General features: G+C 63.9%; 21 protein-coding genes and 1 pseudogene. 5 read left to right on the top strand and 17 right to left on the bottom strand.

The window, feature by feature from the left end:
* Nucleotides 1–19: 19 nt before the first annotated feature.
* A complete protein-coding gene (locus RFM98_RS05680; protein ID WP_320307916.1) occupies nt 20–439 on the bottom strand; it encodes a GNAT family N-acetyltransferase in 420 nt (139 codons plus the stop codon).
* A gap of 120 nt (nt 440–559) precedes the next feature.
* Nucleotides 560–1747 carry an MFS transporter gene (locus RFM98_RS05685; protein ID WP_320307917.1) on the bottom strand — a complete coding sequence of 396 codons (1188 nt, stop codon included), beginning with the start codon at nt 1745–1747 and terminating at the stop codon, nt 560–562.
* Between the two features lie 48 nt (nt 1748–1795).
* Here RFM98_RS05685 and RFM98_RS05690 point away from each other — a divergent pair, with 48 nt between their 5' ends.
* Nucleotides 1796–2335 carry an Lrp/AsnC family transcriptional regulator gene (locus tag RFM98_RS05690; RefSeq protein WP_320307918.1) on the top strand — a complete coding sequence of 180 codons (540 nt, stop codon included), beginning with the start codon at nt 1796–1798 and terminating at the stop codon, nt 2333–2335.
* On the opposite strand, the gene RFM98_RS05695 is transcribed toward RFM98_RS05690, so the two are convergent.
* Both RFM98_RS05695 and RFM98_RS05700 read right to left on the bottom strand, forming a co-directional pair.
* On the bottom strand, nt 2332–2835 hold the full coding sequence (locus RFM98_RS05695) for a DUF8737 domain-containing protein (protein ID WP_320307919.1): 504 nt from the start codon (nt 2833–2835) through the stop codon (nt 2332–2334). The two genes, RFM98_RS05690 and RFM98_RS05695, sit on opposite strands and share 4 nt — an antisense overlap.
* A 12-nt stretch (nt 2836–2847) precedes the next feature.
* Nucleotides 2848–3678 (bottom strand): class I SAM-dependent methyltransferase, encoded by an 831-nt coding sequence (locus tag RFM98_RS05700; protein ID WP_320307920.1) that lies wholly within the window; start codon nt 3676–3678, stop codon nt 2848–2850.
* Nucleotides 3679–3762: 84 nt separating this feature from the next.
* Between RFM98_RS05700 and RFM98_RS05705 the strand changes: the two genes are divergently transcribed.
* The gene (locus tag RFM98_RS05705) at nt 3763–4719 is read left to right on the top strand and encodes a LysR substrate-binding domain-containing protein (protein ID WP_320307921.1); all 957 of its coding nucleotides are present in this window, start codon (nt 3763–3765) and stop codon (nt 4717–4719) included.
* Nucleotides 4720–4752: 33 nt separating this feature from the next.
* Here the strand turns inward: RFM98_RS05705 and frp are convergent, their stop codons facing one another.
* Nucleotides 4753–5091 (bottom strand): fluorescence recovery protein, encoded by a 339-nt coding sequence (gene frp / locus RFM98_RS05710; RefSeq protein ID WP_320307922.1) that lies wholly within the window; start codon nt 5089–5091, stop codon nt 4753–4755.
* Between the two features lie 71 nt (nt 5092–5162).
* Nucleotides 5163–6068: a LysR family transcriptional regulator gene (locus RFM98_RS05715; RefSeq protein WP_320307923.1), complete on the bottom strand. Its 906-nt coding sequence runs from the start codon at nt 6066–6068 to the stop codon at nt 5163–5165.
* Between the two features lie 107 nt (nt 6069–6175).
* On the opposite strand from RFM98_RS05715, the gene RFM98_RS05720 reads away from it, so the two are divergent.
* Both RFM98_RS05720 and RFM98_RS05725 read left to right on the top strand, forming a co-directional pair.
* Nucleotides 6176–6814, top strand: coding sequence for a DsbA family protein (locus RFM98_RS05720; RefSeq protein ID WP_320307924.1), 639 nt, complete (start codon nt 6176–6178; stop codon nt 6812–6814).
* Nucleotides 6815–6847: 33 nt separating this feature from the next.
* On the top strand, nt 6848–7456 hold the full coding sequence (locus RFM98_RS05725; RefSeq protein ID WP_320307925.1) for an NAD(P)-dependent oxidoreductase: 609 nt from the start codon (nt 6848–6850) through the stop codon (nt 7454–7456).
* 52 nt (nt 7457–7508) lie between these two features.
* Here the strand turns inward: RFM98_RS05725 and RFM98_RS05730 are convergent, their stop codons facing one another.
* Nucleotides 7509–8357, bottom strand: coding sequence for a helix-turn-helix transcriptional regulator (locus tag RFM98_RS05730; protein ID WP_320307926.1), 849 nt, complete (start codon nt 8355–8357; stop codon nt 7509–7511).
* Between the two features lie 97 nt (nt 8358–8454).
* Here RFM98_RS05730 and RFM98_RS05735 point away from each other — a divergent pair, with 97 nt between their 5' ends.
* Nucleotides 8455–9357 (top strand): SDR family oxidoreductase, encoded by a 903-nt coding sequence (locus RFM98_RS05735; protein WP_320307927.1) that lies wholly within the window; start codon nt 8455–8457, stop codon nt 9355–9357.
* A 152-nt stretch (nt 9358–9509) separates the two neighbouring features.
* On the opposite strand, the gene RFM98_RS05740 is transcribed toward RFM98_RS05735, so the two are convergent.
* The 10 genes and pseudogenes from RFM98_RS05740 to RFM98_RS05785 form a co-directional block, all read right to left on the bottom strand.
* Nucleotides 9510–10217 (bottom strand): GntR family transcriptional regulator, encoded by a 708-nt coding sequence (locus RFM98_RS05740; protein WP_320307928.1) that lies wholly within the window; start codon nt 10215–10217, stop codon nt 9510–9512.
* 134 nt (nt 10218–10351) lie between these two features.
* Nucleotides 10352–11095 carry an aspartate/glutamate racemase family protein gene (locus RFM98_RS05745; protein WP_320212813.1) on the bottom strand — a complete coding sequence of 248 codons (744 nt, stop codon included), beginning with the start codon at nt 11093–11095 and terminating at the stop codon, nt 10352–10354.
* Between the two features lie 11 nt (nt 11096–11106).
* A complete protein-coding gene (locus RFM98_RS05750) occupies nt 11107–11829 on the bottom strand; it encodes an ABC transporter ATP-binding protein (RefSeq protein ID WP_320307929.1) in 723 nt (240 codons plus the stop codon).
* Nucleotides 11826–12605: an ABC transporter ATP-binding protein gene (locus RFM98_RS05755; RefSeq protein ID WP_320307930.1), complete on the bottom strand. Its 780-nt coding sequence runs from the start codon at nt 12603–12605 to the stop codon at nt 11826–11828. The genes RFM98_RS05750 and RFM98_RS05755 overlap by 4 nt, the downstream gene beginning before the upstream one ends.
* 3 nt (nt 12606–12608) lie before the next feature.
* On the bottom strand, nt 12609–13589 hold the full coding sequence (locus tag RFM98_RS05760; protein ID WP_320307931.1) for a branched-chain amino acid ABC transporter permease: 981 nt from the start codon (nt 13587–13589) through the stop codon (nt 12609–12611).
* A gap of 7 nt (nt 13590–13596) precedes the next feature.
* Nucleotides 13597–14463, bottom strand: a complete 867-nt coding sequence (locus RFM98_RS05765; protein WP_320307932.1) for a branched-chain amino acid ABC transporter permease — start codon at nt 14461–14463, stop codon at nt 13597–13599.
* Nucleotides 14464–14545: 82 nt separating this feature from the next.
* The gene (locus RFM98_RS05770; protein WP_320307933.1) at nt 14546–15748 is read right to left on the bottom strand and encodes an ABC transporter substrate-binding protein; all 1203 of its coding nucleotides are present in this window, start codon (nt 15746–15748) and stop codon (nt 14546–14548) included.
* 287 nt (nt 15749–16035) lie between these two features.
* Complete coding sequence (locus RFM98_RS05775; RefSeq protein ID WP_320307934.1) at nt 16036–16308, bottom strand: hypothetical protein; 273 nt, start codon at nt 16306–16308, stop codon at nt 16036–16038.
* Complete coding sequence (locus RFM98_RS05780) at nt 16305–16478, bottom strand: hypothetical protein (protein ID WP_320307935.1); 174 nt, start codon at nt 16476–16478, stop codon at nt 16305–16307. Before RFM98_RS05780 ends, RFM98_RS05775 begins: the two co-directional genes overlap by 4 nt.
* Nucleotides 16479–16578: 100 nt before the next feature.
* Nucleotides 16579–16743: pseudogene (locus tag RFM98_RS05785) on the bottom strand (RNA polymerase sigma factor SigJ); the annotation flags it as partial.
* Between the last annotated feature and the right edge of the window lie 132 nt (nt 16744–16875).

Raw genomic sequence — 16875 nt, forward strand, 5'->3', positions numbered from 1 at the left:
GCACCTTGGGCAACATGCATCAGAGTTTCTTCTGCAGGAAAATGCGGCTGCGGCCGACAGGAAAGTCGGGCAATTTGCCGAACGGTTTATAACCCTGGCGCCGATAGACTTTCTCGGCGATCGGATTGAAGGTGTCGATCCAGGCGCCGTGGCAGCCGCGCACGATCGCCTCTTCTTCGGCGGCGTCGAGCATGTCGGCGGCCATTCGCCGGCCGCGCAGCTTTTCGTCCACCCACAGCCACTGCACATAAAGCCAGCCCCAGGCGGTATAGCCGGAAATGCCGGCGACGATGCCGCCATGCTCGTCGCGCGCGAAAACCGCCAGCGGCTTTCGGCCTGACGCGCCGACATCGCCATCGTTGAAAGCGGTAAGGCTCCCGCTCAGGAAAGCGAGGTCCTGCGGCGAGGGCTCGGCCGTGATCTCGAGCGTCGTCTTCATCGGCTGCGACTCCGGTTCGGAAGCCAGCCTTAGAACAATTCCAGGAAAAGTGTGAAACGGTTTTCCGTTAGGAATTGCGTAAAAACAAAAGGGGTGGAAAGGGCGAAGAGAGACGCAAGCCTATTGCCGAAGGATGTCCGACCGACACGCCGCGGCCGATGCCGCCACCAGCATCAGTCCCGCGGCGATCAAGGCGCAGTTGGCGAAGCCGAGGCCGGTGTAGAGCGGGCCGAAGCCGGCGGTGCCGACGGTGACGGCCAGGTAGGTGACCGCGCTGTTCAGCCCCATGATGGTGCCGCGCCGCGACGGATCGAGCGCGGTCAGCCGCATGACCAGCACGTTCAGCCCGAAATGATTGGCAAGACCCCAGACGGCTATTGACGCCAGCAGCAAGCCGAAGCTGCCGCTCGCCAGGGCGATCGCGACATAGACGGCGGCGACCAGCAGATAGGCGAAGGGCATGACGCGACGCGCGCCGAGGCGGTCGATGACGCCATCGAGCAAAGCGGCGGCGCCGAAGCCGAGGCCGTAGGCGACCGCCGCCAGGCCATTGGCGCTGACCGGTTCGCCGAGGGCTTCATGGAGATGGTCGCCGAGATAGCCGTAGACGCCATAGAAGGCGGTCATGAACGCGCCGCAGGCGATGAGCAGCGGCAGGATGCCTGGAACGGCGAGCGCGCCGAGCGGCGACGGCGCCGGACCACTTTTCCTGGTGTCGTGCAGCGAACTTATCGCCAGGCCGGCAACGGCGGTTCCCGCCAGCAGCGCCACGGCGGCGAAGACGGCGCGCCAGTGGATGAGATCGGCAATCACGGCCGACAGCGAGACGCCGGCGACCATGGAGAGCGTCCAGCCGGTCAGCACGACCCCGATGGTGCCGCTCTCGCGACCGGGCGGCGCGATCGCGGCCGAGCTGGCATAGATCGCGGGCATGGCGATGCCGGCGGCAACGCCGGCTACCAGTTGGGCCGTCACGAGCAACGCGACCGTGGGCGCCAAAGCGCTGGCCACAAGGGCTAGCGCCAGCAACAGCAACGCGCCCTGCAGCATGCGGCGCGCGCCGATCCGGTCGATGTAGCGGGCAAGGAAGAGCGCGCTGGCCGACGTGCCGAGGCCAAAGGCGGCGGCAGCCGTCATCACCGCCGGCACGCTGGCGCCGAACGATGCCGCGACGGCCGGCGCGATGGGTCCAAGAACCAGCGAATTGGAGCCGATGACGGCGATGCAGCCCGTCAGCAGATAGGCGGCGGCGGGAATCGGCGCGCGGGACCCCGCCGTCAGAATTGCTGATTGATCACTGTTCGACATATCATCATAATGGCCGAATTAAATTCCGCATCAACGGAGAATTTCCATATGGAAACAGAAACAGATGATATTCAGCGGAACAAGCATCCGGCCCGCGAGGTCGACGCTGTCGACCGAAAGATATTAGGCGTTCTCGTCGAGGACGCGACCATCAGCTATGCCGAGCTCGGCGAGCGTGTCGGCCTGTCGCCACCGGCGGCGCATGAGCGGGTCAAGCGGCTGAAGCGCAGCGGCGCCATCCGCGCCACATCGGCGATCATCGATCCGAGGGCGATCAAAAAGCCGCTGCTAGCCTTCGTGCATATCGACACCAGGGGCTGGGGCAAGACGCCGGAACTGATGGCGGTCTCCAAATATCCGGAGGTCGAGGAGATCCACACTGTCGCCGGCGACACGTGCATGCTGCTCAAGGTGCGCACCGAGGATACGCGCGCGCTGGAAGGCCTGCTGGCGCGCCTCTACGACACCCCCGGGGTCACCTCGACGCGCAGCTATGTCGTGCTGTCGACCTATCTCGAGCGGCCGGTGCAGCCCGAGATCACGAGCGAATGGCCGGCGCCCAAACATATGGCGACCCCGGTCTATTAGGTCGCCGCGGGCTCGCCGAGCCCGCGACGCACAAGCAGGTAAAGCGCCGCGACATGCGTGATCATAAGCAGCGGCACGTAGAGGATCGGGATCGCATAGGCAGCGCCCAACTGGCCGGCATGCCCGGGAAGGTCGAGCATGGTGCCGTGGTAGTAGTCGCCGACAATGTCGACCACGCCCGCGAGGTTGAAGGCGACGACAAGCGGCCAGAAGATCGCGGGCCTCGCCACGGCGAGCAGCGCCAGCATGGCGAGCAAGCCGGTCGCAAAATCGCCATAGGCGGCAAAACTGGCAAAGCCGCCGGGCAGGTCCGGTCCGGTGACGCCCGGAATGAGGAAGACGAGCCCGAAGAAACGGAAGCTGTGCAGCGTCGCGATGGCGCGCTGCGCCTCTCTCGGCTCCATGGATTTCAGCCTTGGCCAGATATAGGCGCCAAAGCAAAGCAGCCACGGCACGTAGCCGAGCGCGAGATGGATGTTGAAGATCATCGCAGGTGACATCTTCGCCTCCTATCAAGCCTTCACAGCAACGGCTTCGAACACCGCTGTCAGAATGCCCAGCCGGCCTTCCATCAGATTGCGTCCGAGATTGGAAGCAAGGTCCACGAAGCCAGCCCCCATGACCACGCCGAGGTTGAGCGAAGGCGGCGGGCCGGAGGCGCGGAGCTCAGCGAACCAGACCTTGGCGGCAGCCGTGTCGTCCTTCTGGACAAGCGTGCCGAAGCCGGCGGCTTCGATCGCCTCGCAGGTCGCGTCGGCCGTCAGAAGGAAGCTTTCGCCTGGCGTCTTCGCCCACGGAACCGGATAGTGGGGGTCGCCGCCATTCAGCACGACGTCGAAGGTCGCGAATTTTCCGCCCGGCTTCAGCACCCGCCTGATCTCGCGGTAGAGCCGCGGCCGGTCGGCAATGTTCATTGCCACGTGCTGCAAAAGCACGGCATCGAACCGGCCATCTTCGAAGGGCAGCTCCAGCGCACTGCCGGCTTCGAACGACACTTTGCCGTCCTGCCCGGTTCGCGCGGTCAGATAACGAGCGGCCTCGACGAAGGGTTCGCTGAGGTCGACGCCGGTCACCTCGCAGCCATAGGTCGCGGCAAGAAAGCGGGCCGGCCCGCCAAGACCCGATCCGACGTCGAGCACCGACATGTCGGCGGTGATAGCCGCAAGACTGGCCAGCTCGGCGGTGGCCGCAAGCCCACGCGTGTGGAACTGATCGAGCGTGGCCAGTTGCTCGGGCATCAGCCGCTTTTCCTCCGGCCCGAAGACCGCCAGCGCAGTCTTCAACCGATCGGTCAGGCCGGTCGCGCGGTAGTGATCGCGCACGCGATCGAGTTCATTTGTCATTGCCACTTCCCTTCAGGCTTCCAGGTCAGACAACAAATACGGCCGCTTTCTGCCGACAACTATCCGCGATAATGTCGATGGGTCATGAAGCAGAACTTCACAGTCAGGCATGGCGCGCTCGACGGCGTCGAGGCGTTTTTGAGCGTGGCCAGGCACCGCAATTTCCGCAAGGCGGCGGCCGAGCTGTCCGTCACCCCGTCAGCAATCAGCCAGGCAATACGCACGCTCGAGGCGCGCCTGGGTGCCGCGCTCTTCGTCCGCACGACGCGCAGCGTCGGCCTGACCGAAGCCGGCGAGCGCTTTTTCGCTCGCGCCCGGCCGGCCTTCGAGGAATTGATCGCCGCAAGCGAGATCGCGCGCGGGATCGGCCAGCGGCCGGCCGGGCTGTTGCGTATCTCGGTACCGCCGGCCGTGGTGCCGGTGCTGCTGGAGCCGATGATCGCCTCCTTCTGCCAGGCCTATCCCGAGATCGAGCTGGAGATCGTCGCCAGTGGCGAGCTGGCAGATCTCGCCGCTGAGGGATTCGACGCCGGCATCCGCATGGGCGATCTGATCGCGCCCGACATGGTCGCGGTCCGCCTGACGCCGTCCTTCCCAATGATGGTCGTCGGCAGTCCCGAATATTTGCGCCGGCGCGCGATGCCAGAGCGCATCGAGGATCTGCGCGACCACGCCTGCCTGCGCCTGCGCCGCTCGAACGGTTCGGTCGCGCCATGGTCCTTTGTCGACGGCAACAAGGCTGTCGAGGCGATCGTCTCGGGACCGCTCATCGCGCACGACTATCCGTCGCTTCTCGGCGCGGCGATCCAGGGCGTCGGGCTGGCCCAGGTGCCAAGCCCGATCGCCGAAGCGCCGATTGCCGATGGGCGCCTGCAGGCGTTGCTCGCCCGCTTCGCGGTGACCTCGCCGGGCGTTTTTCTCTATTACCCGGAAAGGCACCAGGTTCTGCCCAAGCTGCGTGCTTTCATCGACCAAATCAGGCAGCCGGGCGGCGTTGATGCTTCGCCGAAGCGATCTGGTGGACGACGATCTCAGACCTGATGCATCATCGCCGAGACTCCGGTCGCCAGCGCCCTACCCCTTGGCGTGCCAGGAAAGGAACCGGCGGATCTCCTCCCGCTTGTCTTCCGACAAACCGGCAAGCTGGCTCTCGTCCAGATATCCTTCCCGGACGAGAACGCCAAAAACGACGGTCAGCTGCGAATAGCGATAGTCGAACATCTGATCGATCTTTCGGCGCTGCTGCCGCAGATAATTTTCGATCTCCCACATGTCATCAGGTGTCGTGACGGCACTGACCTTGCTTTTGAGTTCGGTCATCGTCTCGCCGAGCGCCGCCTCCAGCGCCGTATCAAAAGCGCGGCGCGCGACTTTCTTTTCGGACGACGACCACCTGATTTCGTTGACGTTCACCGATATCTCCCTGGAGAGTTCCTACCTTACTGCCTAGGCAATCTAGCGCAGGCATCGGCGCCAAGCATCTCTCATCTTCGCGCCCGTTTCCTTTCCGCCGCCACCAGGAGATCGACGAAGGCGCGCACCTTGGCCGGCCTGAAGCGGGCCGGCGGATAGACGGCATGGATGCCGCCCGACGGCAGGTTCCAGTCGGCAAACACCCGCACGAGGCGACCGGCGGCGATGTCGTCCTCGACGGCGAAGTCCGGAAAGACGCCGAGCCCGATGCCGGCCAGCACGCAGGCCTGCACCGCGGGGGTCTTGTCGCAGATCACGACCTGATTGAGCTCGGCCAGCACCGTCTCGCCATCTTTCGAGAACAGCCACTGGCCGGTACCGCGCAATTGCGCGTTGCCGACCCATGGCAGGGATTTTGCGATCTTCGGGCTTACATAGGCTGGAAGGCCGGCCGCGAGCTTCGGAGTTGCAACGACGAATTGCTGCAAGGTCCCCAGGCGCCGCGCCTGGTTCGAGGAATCGGCGAGCCAGCCGATGCGGATGCCGAGGTCGATCTGCTCGTCGACCAGGTTGCTGATCGCATCGTCGAAGATCGCCTCGACCTTCACCTTCGGGTATTTCCTCAGATACTCGGCAATGGTCGGGGCGACGATCTTGGCGCCGTAATCGAGCGATGCGGTGAGACGCAGCGTCCCGGTCGGCCTGCCCGCGCTTTGCGAGACATCGCCATAGGCCGCTTCCGCTTCGCGCAGGATGATGGCGGCGCGGTCGTAGAACCGCCGCCCCTCCTCGGTCGCCGTGACACGCCTGGTCGTGCGCTGCAACAGCGTCGCGCCAAGCTCCGCTTCAAGCTTGCCCACCTGATGGCTGACCACAGCCTTGGCGACGTCGAGGCGATCGGCAGCGGCGGTGAACGATCCTGTCTCCACGACAGTGGTGAAGTAGACGAGACGGTTGAGATTGAGGAGGTCGGCCATCGCTATTGTCTGATTTGATCAGACAGTTTGTATGATTGATCGAGGTTTTTTGCAACCAGCCAAACTGCCATCTAGCCCGGAGACGACGCTCCCCGGACCGGATGGCAATGACCGACACCACCGTGACCTATCTTTTCGACCCGCTTTGCGGCTGGTGCTACGGCGCCGCGCCGATGCTGGACAGGCTCGCGGCAAGCGGCATCGCATTCGACCTTTTGCCGACCGGACTCTTCTCCGGCGCCGGCGCCCGGCCGCTGGATGCGGGCTTTGCCGCCCATGCCTGGGCCAACGACCAGCGCATCGAGCGGTTGAGCGGGCAGCGCTTCAGCCAGGCCTATCTCGACAATGTGCTCAACGTTCGCGGCACGCTGCTCGATTCCAGCGCCGCAACGCTCGGCATCAGCGCCGCGGGCCTGGACGATCCGCGCCAGCGGCTGCCGGCGTTGAAGGCGATCCAGCACGCCCGCTATGTCGACGGCCGCGATATCGTGACGGCGGACGGCGTGCGCCAAGTGCTGGCCGATGCAGGAATGGCGGACGCCGCCACGGCGGTGAAGGCGCCGACGGACAAGGTGTTGGCCGCGCATCGCGAGCTGGTCAGCCGCGGACGTGCCCTGTTCCAGCGGCTGCACGCCAATGGCGTTCCCTCACTCGCCATCATCGGCAACGACGCGCCCCGGCTGATCGGCTCGAACGCGCTGTTCGGCAGCTACGACAATCTCGTCGCCCATATCCAGGCGGCCTAATCCCGGTCCCTCCCCCAAGCAAAAGGAACTTCCATGAAGATCGCACTCATCGGCGCCTCCGGCCAGGTCGGCTCGCGCCTGCTCAAGGAACTCTCCGATCGCGGCCATGCCATCACCGCGATTGCCCGCAACCCGGAAAAGATCGCTGCGCTGCCGGGCGTCACCGCCAAGAAGGGCGACGCTTTCGACAGGGACGCGCTGGCCGCGTTGATCAAGGGCCACGATGCCGTGATCAGCGCGGTGCATTTCACCGCAAGCGATCCCGATACGCTGATCGCGGCCGTGCGCGCCTCCGGTGTCAAGCGCTACCTGATCGTGGGCGGCGCCGGCAGCCTCGAAGTCGCGCCCGGCAAGCGCCTGGTCGACACGCCGGAATTCCCGGCCATCTACAAGGGCGAGGCGCTGAAAGGCGCTGACTTCCTGGACAAGCTCAGGACCGTCTCCGATCTCGACTGGACCTTCCTGTCGCCTTCGGCCCTGTTCGTCGCGGGCGAGCGCACCGGAAAGTTCCGGCTCGGCAAGGACGCGCTGCTGGCGACCGACAAGGGCAGCAGCATCTCCTTCGAGGACTACGCCATCGTCATGGCGGACGAGATCGAAAGCCCGAAGCATATCCGGCAGCGCTTCACCGTCGGCTACTGAGGCGATCGATTTCAGCTCTTTGCGGCGGGCCGCCGGACACGGCGGCCCATCATCATGCGGCGCGGGACTCGATCAAGGACTGGATGCGTTGGGCATCCGCGCGCGTGACGGGATTGTAGACGATCATGCCGAGTTCCGGACGGCCGTCGACCGCGAAGACGGAGAACTCCAGCTCGATCAGCCCGATTTCGGGATGCCGCAGACGCTTCACACCTTCGCCATGCGCGGGGACGACGTCATTGTCCCGCCACAGCGCCGCGAATTGCGGACTCATGCGGGACAATTCTTCAACCAGTTCGGTGATCTCCGCACCGGCGCCGGCGCGGGCAGCGTCGGCCCTGAACGAGCCAACCACGAAGCGAGCGACGCTCTCCCAGTCGTCCTGTGCCTCCCGCACGCGCGGGTTGCCGAACATCAGGCGCAGGATGTTGCGCTGCTCGCGCGGCAGCTTGGAATAGTCAGTCAGCATCGCCGCCGCGGCACGGTTCCAGGCGACCACATCCCATGTCGCGGTCTTGATGATGGCCGGGCTGGGGTCGAACGCATCGAGGACGCGTTGCAGGCGCGGCGTCACGCTGTCGACATTCCTGTAGCGGACTTCCGGCGGCCGCCCGAGGCCCAGCATGAACAGGTGCTCGCGTTCGGGCTCGGTCAGCATCAGCCCGGTCGCGATGCGGTTGAGTACATCCGCGGAGGGCGCGCCGCCCCGCCCCTGCTCCAGCCAGGTGTACCAGGTCGGGCTAATATTGGCGCGCTGCGCCACCTCTTCTCGGCGCAGCCCCTGTGTGCGCCGCCGTCCCGTAGCGAAACCGAAGGCGGTGGGATCGAGGCGCTTGCGACGATCCCGCAGAAAGGTGCCAAGCTTGTTGGTCGTCTCTTTGTTGGCGGTCTCTTGGGGCATTGCAATCCTGTTGGCTATTATACCATGATAATGTCACTACTTTAACAGAATGAGTTATAGCGCAAGAAGGACCTCCGAACAACATAGGAGACCTCTCATGCGTGTATTCCTCACCGGCGCCACCGGCTTCATCGGTTCCAGAATCGTGCCCGAACTTCTTGCCGCCGAGCACCAGGTGCTCGGCCTGACCCGCTCCGACGCCGGTGCGCGGTCGCTTGCCGCCCAGGGCGCCGAGGCGCATCGCGGCGACCTCGAAGACCTCGACAGCCTACGTGACGGCGCGGCAAAGTCGGATGCGGTGATCCACACTGCCTTCGACCACAATTTCTCGAATTTCGTTGCGAATTGCGAGAAGGACAAGCGCGTGATCGAAGCGCTCGGCGGCGCGCTCGCCGGCTCGGACCGGCTGCTCCTCATCACGTCGGGCGTCGGCATGGGTTCTGCCGAACATGGGCAGCCGGCGAAGGAAGATGTCTTCAACACCGACCATCCCAACCCGCGCATCCTGTCGGAGCTTACCGGTGCGGCGATGGCCGAGAAGGGCGTCAAGGTATCGGTGGTGCGGCTGCCGCAGGTGCATGACACGGTGAAGCAAGGCCTGATCACGCCACTCATCGAGCAGACGCGTGCCAAGGGCGTGTCGGCCTATCTTGGCGAGGGCCGCAACCGGTGGTCGGCGGCGCATGTGCTCGATGTCGCCAAGCTCTACCGTCTGGCGCTGGACAAGCAGGAAGCCGGCGTGCGCTACAACGCCGTCGCCGAGGAAGGCATTGCCATGCGCGAGATCGCGGAAGTGATCGGCGCAAGGCTCGCCGTGCCGGTGGTATCGCTGTCACAGGAAGAAGCGGCGAACCATTTCGGATGGCTTTCCATATTCGCGGGCCTCGATATGCCGGCCTCGAGCGAATGGACGCGCGCGCATCTCGGCTGGCAGCCGACGGGACCCGGCCTTATCGCCGACCTCGAGCGGATGGATTATTCGCAGGCAGCCGCGGCCTAAAGTGCGTCGCGCTGAACCGGATTCAGGCGACGCGCTTTTTAAGTCATTGTTTTGATGCATGTCGTTGTCCCAGTACCGCTGCACACTTCTGGGCGACATGCATTAGCCGGCCTCCACGGCGGCTCGGCAATCAGTTGAACCGCCTCATCTTCCTAGGCGCGAAGCAGATCCGCCAGGCTGTCGGACTTCTCGACCTTGTCGGTGAGATCCAGTCCCGACAGCAGGTCGACCAGATGGCTGTTCATCAGGGCGGCGGCGTCGGCGCTGTCGCCGGCCTCGATGGCGTCGACCAGGGCGTGATGGGCGTGCTTCTCGCAGGTCGCGTCGCGGCGCTTCCAATAGAGCGCGATGATCAGCGAGGAGTGCGAAACGAGGTCGCGGACGAAATTGGTGAACACCGAATGCGCCGCGATCTCGGCGATGCCGACATGGAAACGCGCCGACAGCATGATAGCATCACTGTCGCGGCCTTCATGAAGCGCCTCGTGCTCCTTTTCGAGATGCTGGCGCAATTGCACGATGTCGGACGGCACCGCCACTTTGGCGGCGAGCGCGGCGACCTTCGGCTCGATCAAGGCGCGCGCCTCGAACACCTCGCGCGCCTCGATCTTCGACGGCTTGGCGACAAAGGCGCCCCGGTTGGGCTCGAGCCGCGCCAGCCGGTCGTGCGCCAGCGCCTGCAGGGCTGCGCGGATAACGGTGCGGCTTACCGAATAGATCGACGCAAGCTCGTCTTCCGGCAGCTTGGTGCCGGGAGCAAGACGGTGGCTGACGATGGCGTCCCTCAGCCCAAAATAGATCGGCGACCAGCGCGCCGCCGGCTTGTCGTCTCGATCTTCTTCCCTGAGTACCGTCAACATGCTTTCAATGCGCGGGCCCGAAATGGCCCGATCTGCCCCCAAATCGCCAGCAGCCCGCCCAATCTAGTATCGCTCGCGCAGCGGTCAATCCCACCTGTCCGGACGCCGGCCGGTCGTCGGGCAGCAAAAGCCGCCTAAACGATCTCGGCTTCCGTGGGCGACAGCGGCGCGAACATGCCGGCGAACCGCTTGCCGCGCGGAGCCGCATAGCCACCGATCTTCGATGTCTTCAAGCCGACCTTGAACAGGCTCTCAGCCAGCGTGACGGCACAGACGACGCCGTCCAGTACCGGAACGCCGTGTTCTTCGGACAGACTATGCGCAAGGTCGGCCATGCCGGCACAACCGAGCACGATCGCCTCGGCCTTGTCCTCGCTGATGGCACGCGCGATCTCCTCCGAAATCCGATGTCTTGCATTCGAGCCTGGACGTTCGAGCTCGAGCACGGCAACCTCGGACGAGCGCACCTTGGCGCAGCGCGAGGCAAGGCCGTATTTCGCCAGATTGTGCTCGATCGCCGGAACCGAGCGGGCAAGCGTGGTGACGACGCTGAACTTGCCGGCGACAAGGCTCGCCATATGGAACGCCGCCTCGCCGATGCCGATGACGGGAGCCTCGGTGGCACAGCGGGCGGCGTCCAGCCCGGTGTCGTCGAAGCAGGCGATGACATAGGCATCGGCCGCCGGCGCCTTGCCCATTTCGGCAATGATGCCTGGAATGGCGAAAACCTCGTCGAAATAACCCTCGATGCTCGGTGGACCGTCGGCCGGGTTGACGGCGATGATCTGGGTCGCATCGGAGGCGACGCTTGCCGCCGCCTCGCCGATCTTGGCGGTCATCGATTGGGTGGTGTTGGGATTGATGACGAGTATGCGCATTCCAATCAGCCTCAGATCTCGCCGCCGAGATAAAGACGCTTGACCCGGTCGTCGGTCAGCAATTCGGCGGAGTTGCCGCTCAGCGCGACACTGCCGGTGGTCAGCGCATAGGCGCGCTGTGAGATGCGCAGCGCCATGCGCGAATTCTGCTCGACCAAAAGGACACTGACCTTCTCGTCGCGGTTGATGGCGACGATCGAGCGGGCGATGTCCTGGACGAGTTTTGGCGCAACGCCGAGCGAGGGCTCGTCGAGCAGCAGAAGCTTCGGCTTCGCCATCAGCGCGCGGCCGATGACCAGCATCTGCTGCTCGCCGCCGCTCATCGTGCCGGCGGCCTGCGAGAAGCGCTCCTTCAACCGCGGAAAGCGCCCCAGCACCATCTCCATCGACGCGGCGATCTCGGATTTGCTGGTGCGCGTGAAGGCGCCCATCAGGAGATTGTCCCTGACCGTCATGAACGGGAAGACGCGGCGTCCTTCCGGCACCATGGCGATGCCCATCTTGACGATCTCGTCGGGGGCGGCGCCGTCGATACGCCTGCCGCCATAGTGGATCTCGCCGGACCTGATCCTGCGCAGGCCGGTGATGGCGCGAAGGATCGACGACTTGCCGGCACCGTTGGCGCCGATCAGCGCGACGGTTTCGCCCTCGTTGACTTCGAGCGAGACGCCCTTCAGCGCGTAGACATGGTCATAGTAGAGCTCGACATTGGCGAAGTTCAGGATCTGGTTCATAGGCCGATCGCCTCGTCTTCGCTGCCGAGATAGGCTTCGATCACCTTCTCATTGGCCTGGATTTCCGACGGCGTTCCCTCGGCAATCTTCTGCCCGAAATTGAGCACGACGAGGCGGTCCGAAATCTTCATCACGGCCGGCATGTCGTGCTCGACCAGCAGGATGGTCAAGCCGCGCTCGCGCAGGCGCCGCACCATTTCCACCATGCGCATGGTCTCGTCGTGGTTCATGCCGGCGAAGGGCTCGTCGAGCAGCAGGATGGAAGGATTGGTGGCCAGGCCGATGGCGATACCGAGCGCCCGCAAATGGCCATGCGGCAGGTTGCGGGCGGTTTCATTGGCGAGCGAGGCGAGGCCGAGCAGTGCCAGGATCTCGTCGGCTGATTGGCCGAAGGCGGCCTCGTCGGCCTTCGCCGCGCCGGTGCCCAGGAAGAAGCCGAAGAGGCTCGCCTTCGAGCGCAGATGGTGCGCGATGATGACGTTGTCGCGCACGCTCATGTTCTTGAAGATCGTCGTCTCCTGGAAGGTCCGCACCACGCCCCTGCGGGCCGCGATATGCGGGGCGAGACCGGAGATGCGTTCGCCCTTCAGGCGCACCTCGCCCGTTGTCGGCCGCAGGAACGACGCGATCAGCTTGAACAAAGTCGACTTGCCGGCGCCGTTGGGACCAATGACCGACAGGATCTCCTTCTCGCGCACCGAAAAGGAAACGTCGTTGACCGCGACGAGGCCGCCGAAGCGTTTTGTCAGGCCGGAGACTTCGAGCATTTCGGCCATGGCTCAACCCTTCTTCCGGGTCATTTCGGCAAGGCTGAGCAAGCCGTTGGGCAGCACCAGCATCAGGACGATCATCAGGCCGGAATAGATGAGCAACTGGAACTGACCGGTCTGGAACAACAGGTCCCAACCGAAATAGAGCACCAGCGTGCCGAGCATCGGACCGAACACATAGCCGAGGCCGCCGAGGAAGCAGTTCAGCATGAAGTTGACGGAATCGGTGACGGTGAAGCTCGACGGGTAGATCGACTGCGAGATGGCGGCAAAGATGGCGCCCGAAACGCCGCCGAAGAAGGACGACACGGCATAGGCGATGACGCGCAGATAGGCGATGTTGACGCCGATCGAGGAAGCGAGCTCCTCATTCTGCTGCAGCGACTGGCAAAGCTTGCCGATGCGCGAATTGACCAGCCGGTACATGACCGCGAAGCAGACCACCATCAGCGCGACCGCCAGCAGGTAGAAGGCGAGCCGCGAATTCTGCAGCGTGGCGAAATCGGGGATCAGTGTGATGCCGAAGACCGACAGGGCGCCCGGCAACGGGATGCTGACGATACCCTTGGCGCCGTTGGTGATCGGCAGTGCCAGCGCGAGCAGACGCGCCACCTCGGTCAGCACCAGCGTGACCATGGCGAAATAAACGCCGCGCAGGCGCAGGATCGGCAGGCCAATCAGGACGCTGGCCGCGGCACAGAACAGACCTGCGACGGGGAGCGTCAGCCAGAACGACCAGCCGTGGTTCATCACCAGGATGGCCGAGACATAGCCGCCCGTCAGCGCGTAGGCGCCCTGGCCGATGTTGATGCGGCCGATGTAGAAGGTGAGCCAGACACCGGCGCTGGCGATGCTGAGCAATGCCACCGAGGTCAGCGTGTAATAGAGGTCGAAGCGGCCGCTGGCCGAGATCGCGGTCGGCACGGCGATGAAGACGATCGCGAGGAAGGCGACGACCGCGGCGATCTTCATGTTGCGATTGAGGGTCATGGCGCGATCAACCCCACGGCTTGCCCATCAGCCCGTTGGGTCGGACCGACAGGAACACCATCAGGGCAGCGAAGATGACGAGGTAGGTCACGTCGCCATATTCGCGCAGCACGGTGAGGCCGACCGACTCCATCATGCCGAGGATGAAGCCGCCGGCGATCGCACCGCCGACGACGCCGGCGCCACCGATCATCACCATCAGGAAGGCCTTGATCGAGATCGGTCCGCCGATGCCGGAATTGACGCCGGTGATGGTGACCAGCAGCCCACCGACAACGCCCGCGAGCATGGCGCCCATGGCGAAGCCGATCATCGAATAGCGGTCGACCCTGACACCCATCAGCTGGGCGGCTACGCGATCCTGGGCAAGCGCCCGCATGGCCCGCCCGACCCGACTGTATTGCATGTATAAGACGAAAGCGGCGATGAAGATGATGGCTAAAGCACCGACGAGCAGCCGGTCGTAAGGCATGATGATGCCGGCGTCGTTGAAGACGCCCTTGACGATCTTGGGAACGCCGCGCTGTTTTTCGCCGAAGATGAGCAGGATGACGGCATCGAAGAAGAAGGCGGTGGCCGCCGCGAGCAACATGGTGCTCTCCTCGCGGTGGCTTCGCCTGATGACGGTTCGAAAGAGGAATTTCTCCATCAGCGCACCGATGACGGCGAGCGTGACGCCGGAGGCGAGCAGCGCCACCACGAAAGGCAGGCCGAGCTGGCCGTAGACCGTATAGGTGATGAACCCGCCCAGCACATACATCTGGCCGTGGGCGAAATTGAGCACGTTCATCAGGGCGAAGATCAGGGTTAGCCCGAGCGCGATCAGCGCGTACTGGGCGCCGAGATACAGTCCGTTGGCGATGACCTGTTCCATGGACACCTTCGATCTGCCATGGGGTCCGGCCAATCGTCCGGACCCCGCGGCAAGCTGGAGGAAGTGACGCTCGAAGGTAATGCTAGTCGACAGAGCCGACGAACAGGGTCTGGAAAGCGCCGTCCTTGTATTCGTTGACCACCATCGGCACCGAAAGCTGGCGCTTCTGCCCGAAGGACGTCGAGCCGACATAGCTCAGCTTGGCGTCGCCCTTGAGGAAGGGATTGGGCGCCGTGAAGGTTTCCATGGTCTTCTTGAATTCGGCGACGTCGTTGATTGCCGCCGGATTGGCCTTCAGCGTATCGAGGATGTATTCCAGCGCGTAGACCTTGGTGTTGGACTCGTCGTTGTATTCGCCGAACATCTTGGTGTAGCGGGTGACGAACTCCTTCATCGTGTCGGAGGCAATCTCGGGCGTGGAAGCACCACCGACGGAGATGAAGCCGTTGGCGTATTCGCCGGCACCTTCCGCCAGGACCTTGGCGTCCTGCGCCGTTTCGGTCGAGATCAGGCCTTCATAGCCGAGCTCGCGGGCGGCGCGGATGAGCAGCGGCGCGTTGGCCGGCGCCACGCCGGACAAGACCAGCAGGTCGGGCTTCAGCGCGACGATCGGCGTCAGCACCGGTGTGAAGTCGCGTGTGTCGTTCTGGTAGGTGTCGTTCTGGGCGACGACTTCCAGCCCAAGCGCCTTCGCCGCCTCGACGCCGCCGTCGCGCTGGCTCAGCGGATCGGATTCATTCGCCGCGACAAAGGCGATCTTCTTCACGCCTTTGTTTTCCTTGAGATATTTGTAGATCGCCGGGCCCGACTGGTAGTTGGCGATCATGCCGAGCACTGCATTTGAGGCGGGCTTCTGGTAGAGGGCCTTCGGGAAGGCGTAGGGGAAATAGATGATGCCGTTGGCCTCGGCGACGGGGCGCACCGCGGCGGCGCCGTCATCGACATTCGGCCCGACGACGTAGTGGACGCCTTCCTGCGCCATCTTCTCCATGCCGGCGATGGCACGCTTGGGATCCTTCTGGTCGTCGAAGGTGATGATGTTGATGTTGTAGGTGTCGTTGCCGATCTTGACGCCGCCGGTCTCGTTAAGCCAGGCGGCGCGGGTCTGCATCGAGCGCACGTTCGAGGTGCCCCAGGCGGCCGCCGGACCGCTGGTGACGCCGACAAAACCGATTTTCAGTTCCTTGTTTTCAGCCTGCGCGGACGAAATGCCGACAGCGGCAATGGCCAGGGTCGAGGCGGCGCCGAGCGCCATTGATTTCAGAGTCGAGCGACGGTTGATCATATCTGCAGTTCCCCTTGGTTATCGCGCTTTGTGTTTTGCTCGTAGGCTGCGCGTATAGGGTAAGGGAAACCGGCTTCGGCCGATTGTCAACATCTTTCTTCTGTATTGTATACAATACTTGGATCGAATATGTGCGATGGCCTGCCAACGCATGACAGGATCAGCATTCAAAGAAGCTTGGCCAATGACAGCCAACCCAGCGACTCCGATCAGTTCGCAGGAGACCATGGACGCAAAGGTGGTCGAAGCTTGTCGAAACTGGCCCGCGCGGAATGCCGCCGGTGACCCTATTTCCCGCAATAGTGGTCGTTGATGGCGTTTACCGCATTCGCGTCCGGTCCGACGCGGTGATACGAGCAGGCGCCCACCGCCGTGGTGGACATCTGCCGGTCGTAATAGCGCGGACCGCCGAACAGCGTATCGATGATGTCGTCACTGGCCGGGACATAACGCTCCTGTTCGGCGACGCGGTGGCGATGCCGTTCGCCGGCGGAAGCCGGGCCGGCCGCCGTGGCCGCCGCGGCAAGCACGAGCGCGACGATTGCAAGATATTTCGTCATAGCAGCGACCTTCTGGCAATTTGGATCTGCAGCATATCCAAAATAGCCAGCGGCGCAAAAGTTCCCCTTTCCTGCTTTCTGCCGGCAAGTTCCTCGACATAGAAATTTGTGTGGTGGGCTATGTTTGCGTTGGCGGGTGGCATGCCTTGGAGATTGACCGGAACGCCCATCGCGATCAATCCCGGCGTTTGCGCTGATTCCGGCGGAAATGATGGTGAGAATCCTGCTCACCGGCGAACGGCAACCTTTCGAAATCCCGGCATCGAGGAACTAATGCAGATGGCGCAGTTTGTCGGGGTTGCGCATGACGTAGATCGCCGTAATCCTGCCATCCTCGATGTCGAGGGCCGTGGTCTGGAGCTCGCCATCGACCTCAAGCGTGACGAAGCCAGGCAGGCCGTTGATGAAGCCGTAGCGGACCAGCTTCGAGCGGTTGTCCTTCAGCCATGGTGCCGCTTATCCGGATCGCCGAAAAATAACGGCAATCCCGACGCCGGATTTTCGACAATGGCGGGCTCCGATGCCGGATATCCTGCATTCGTTCGGCCACCATTCCCGGAGGCCTAA

Source organism: Mesorhizobium australafricanum, assembly GCF_033977265.1.
Classification (GTDB): domain Bacteria; phylum Pseudomonadota; class Alphaproteobacteria; order Rhizobiales; family Rhizobiaceae; genus Mesorhizobium; species Mesorhizobium australafricanum.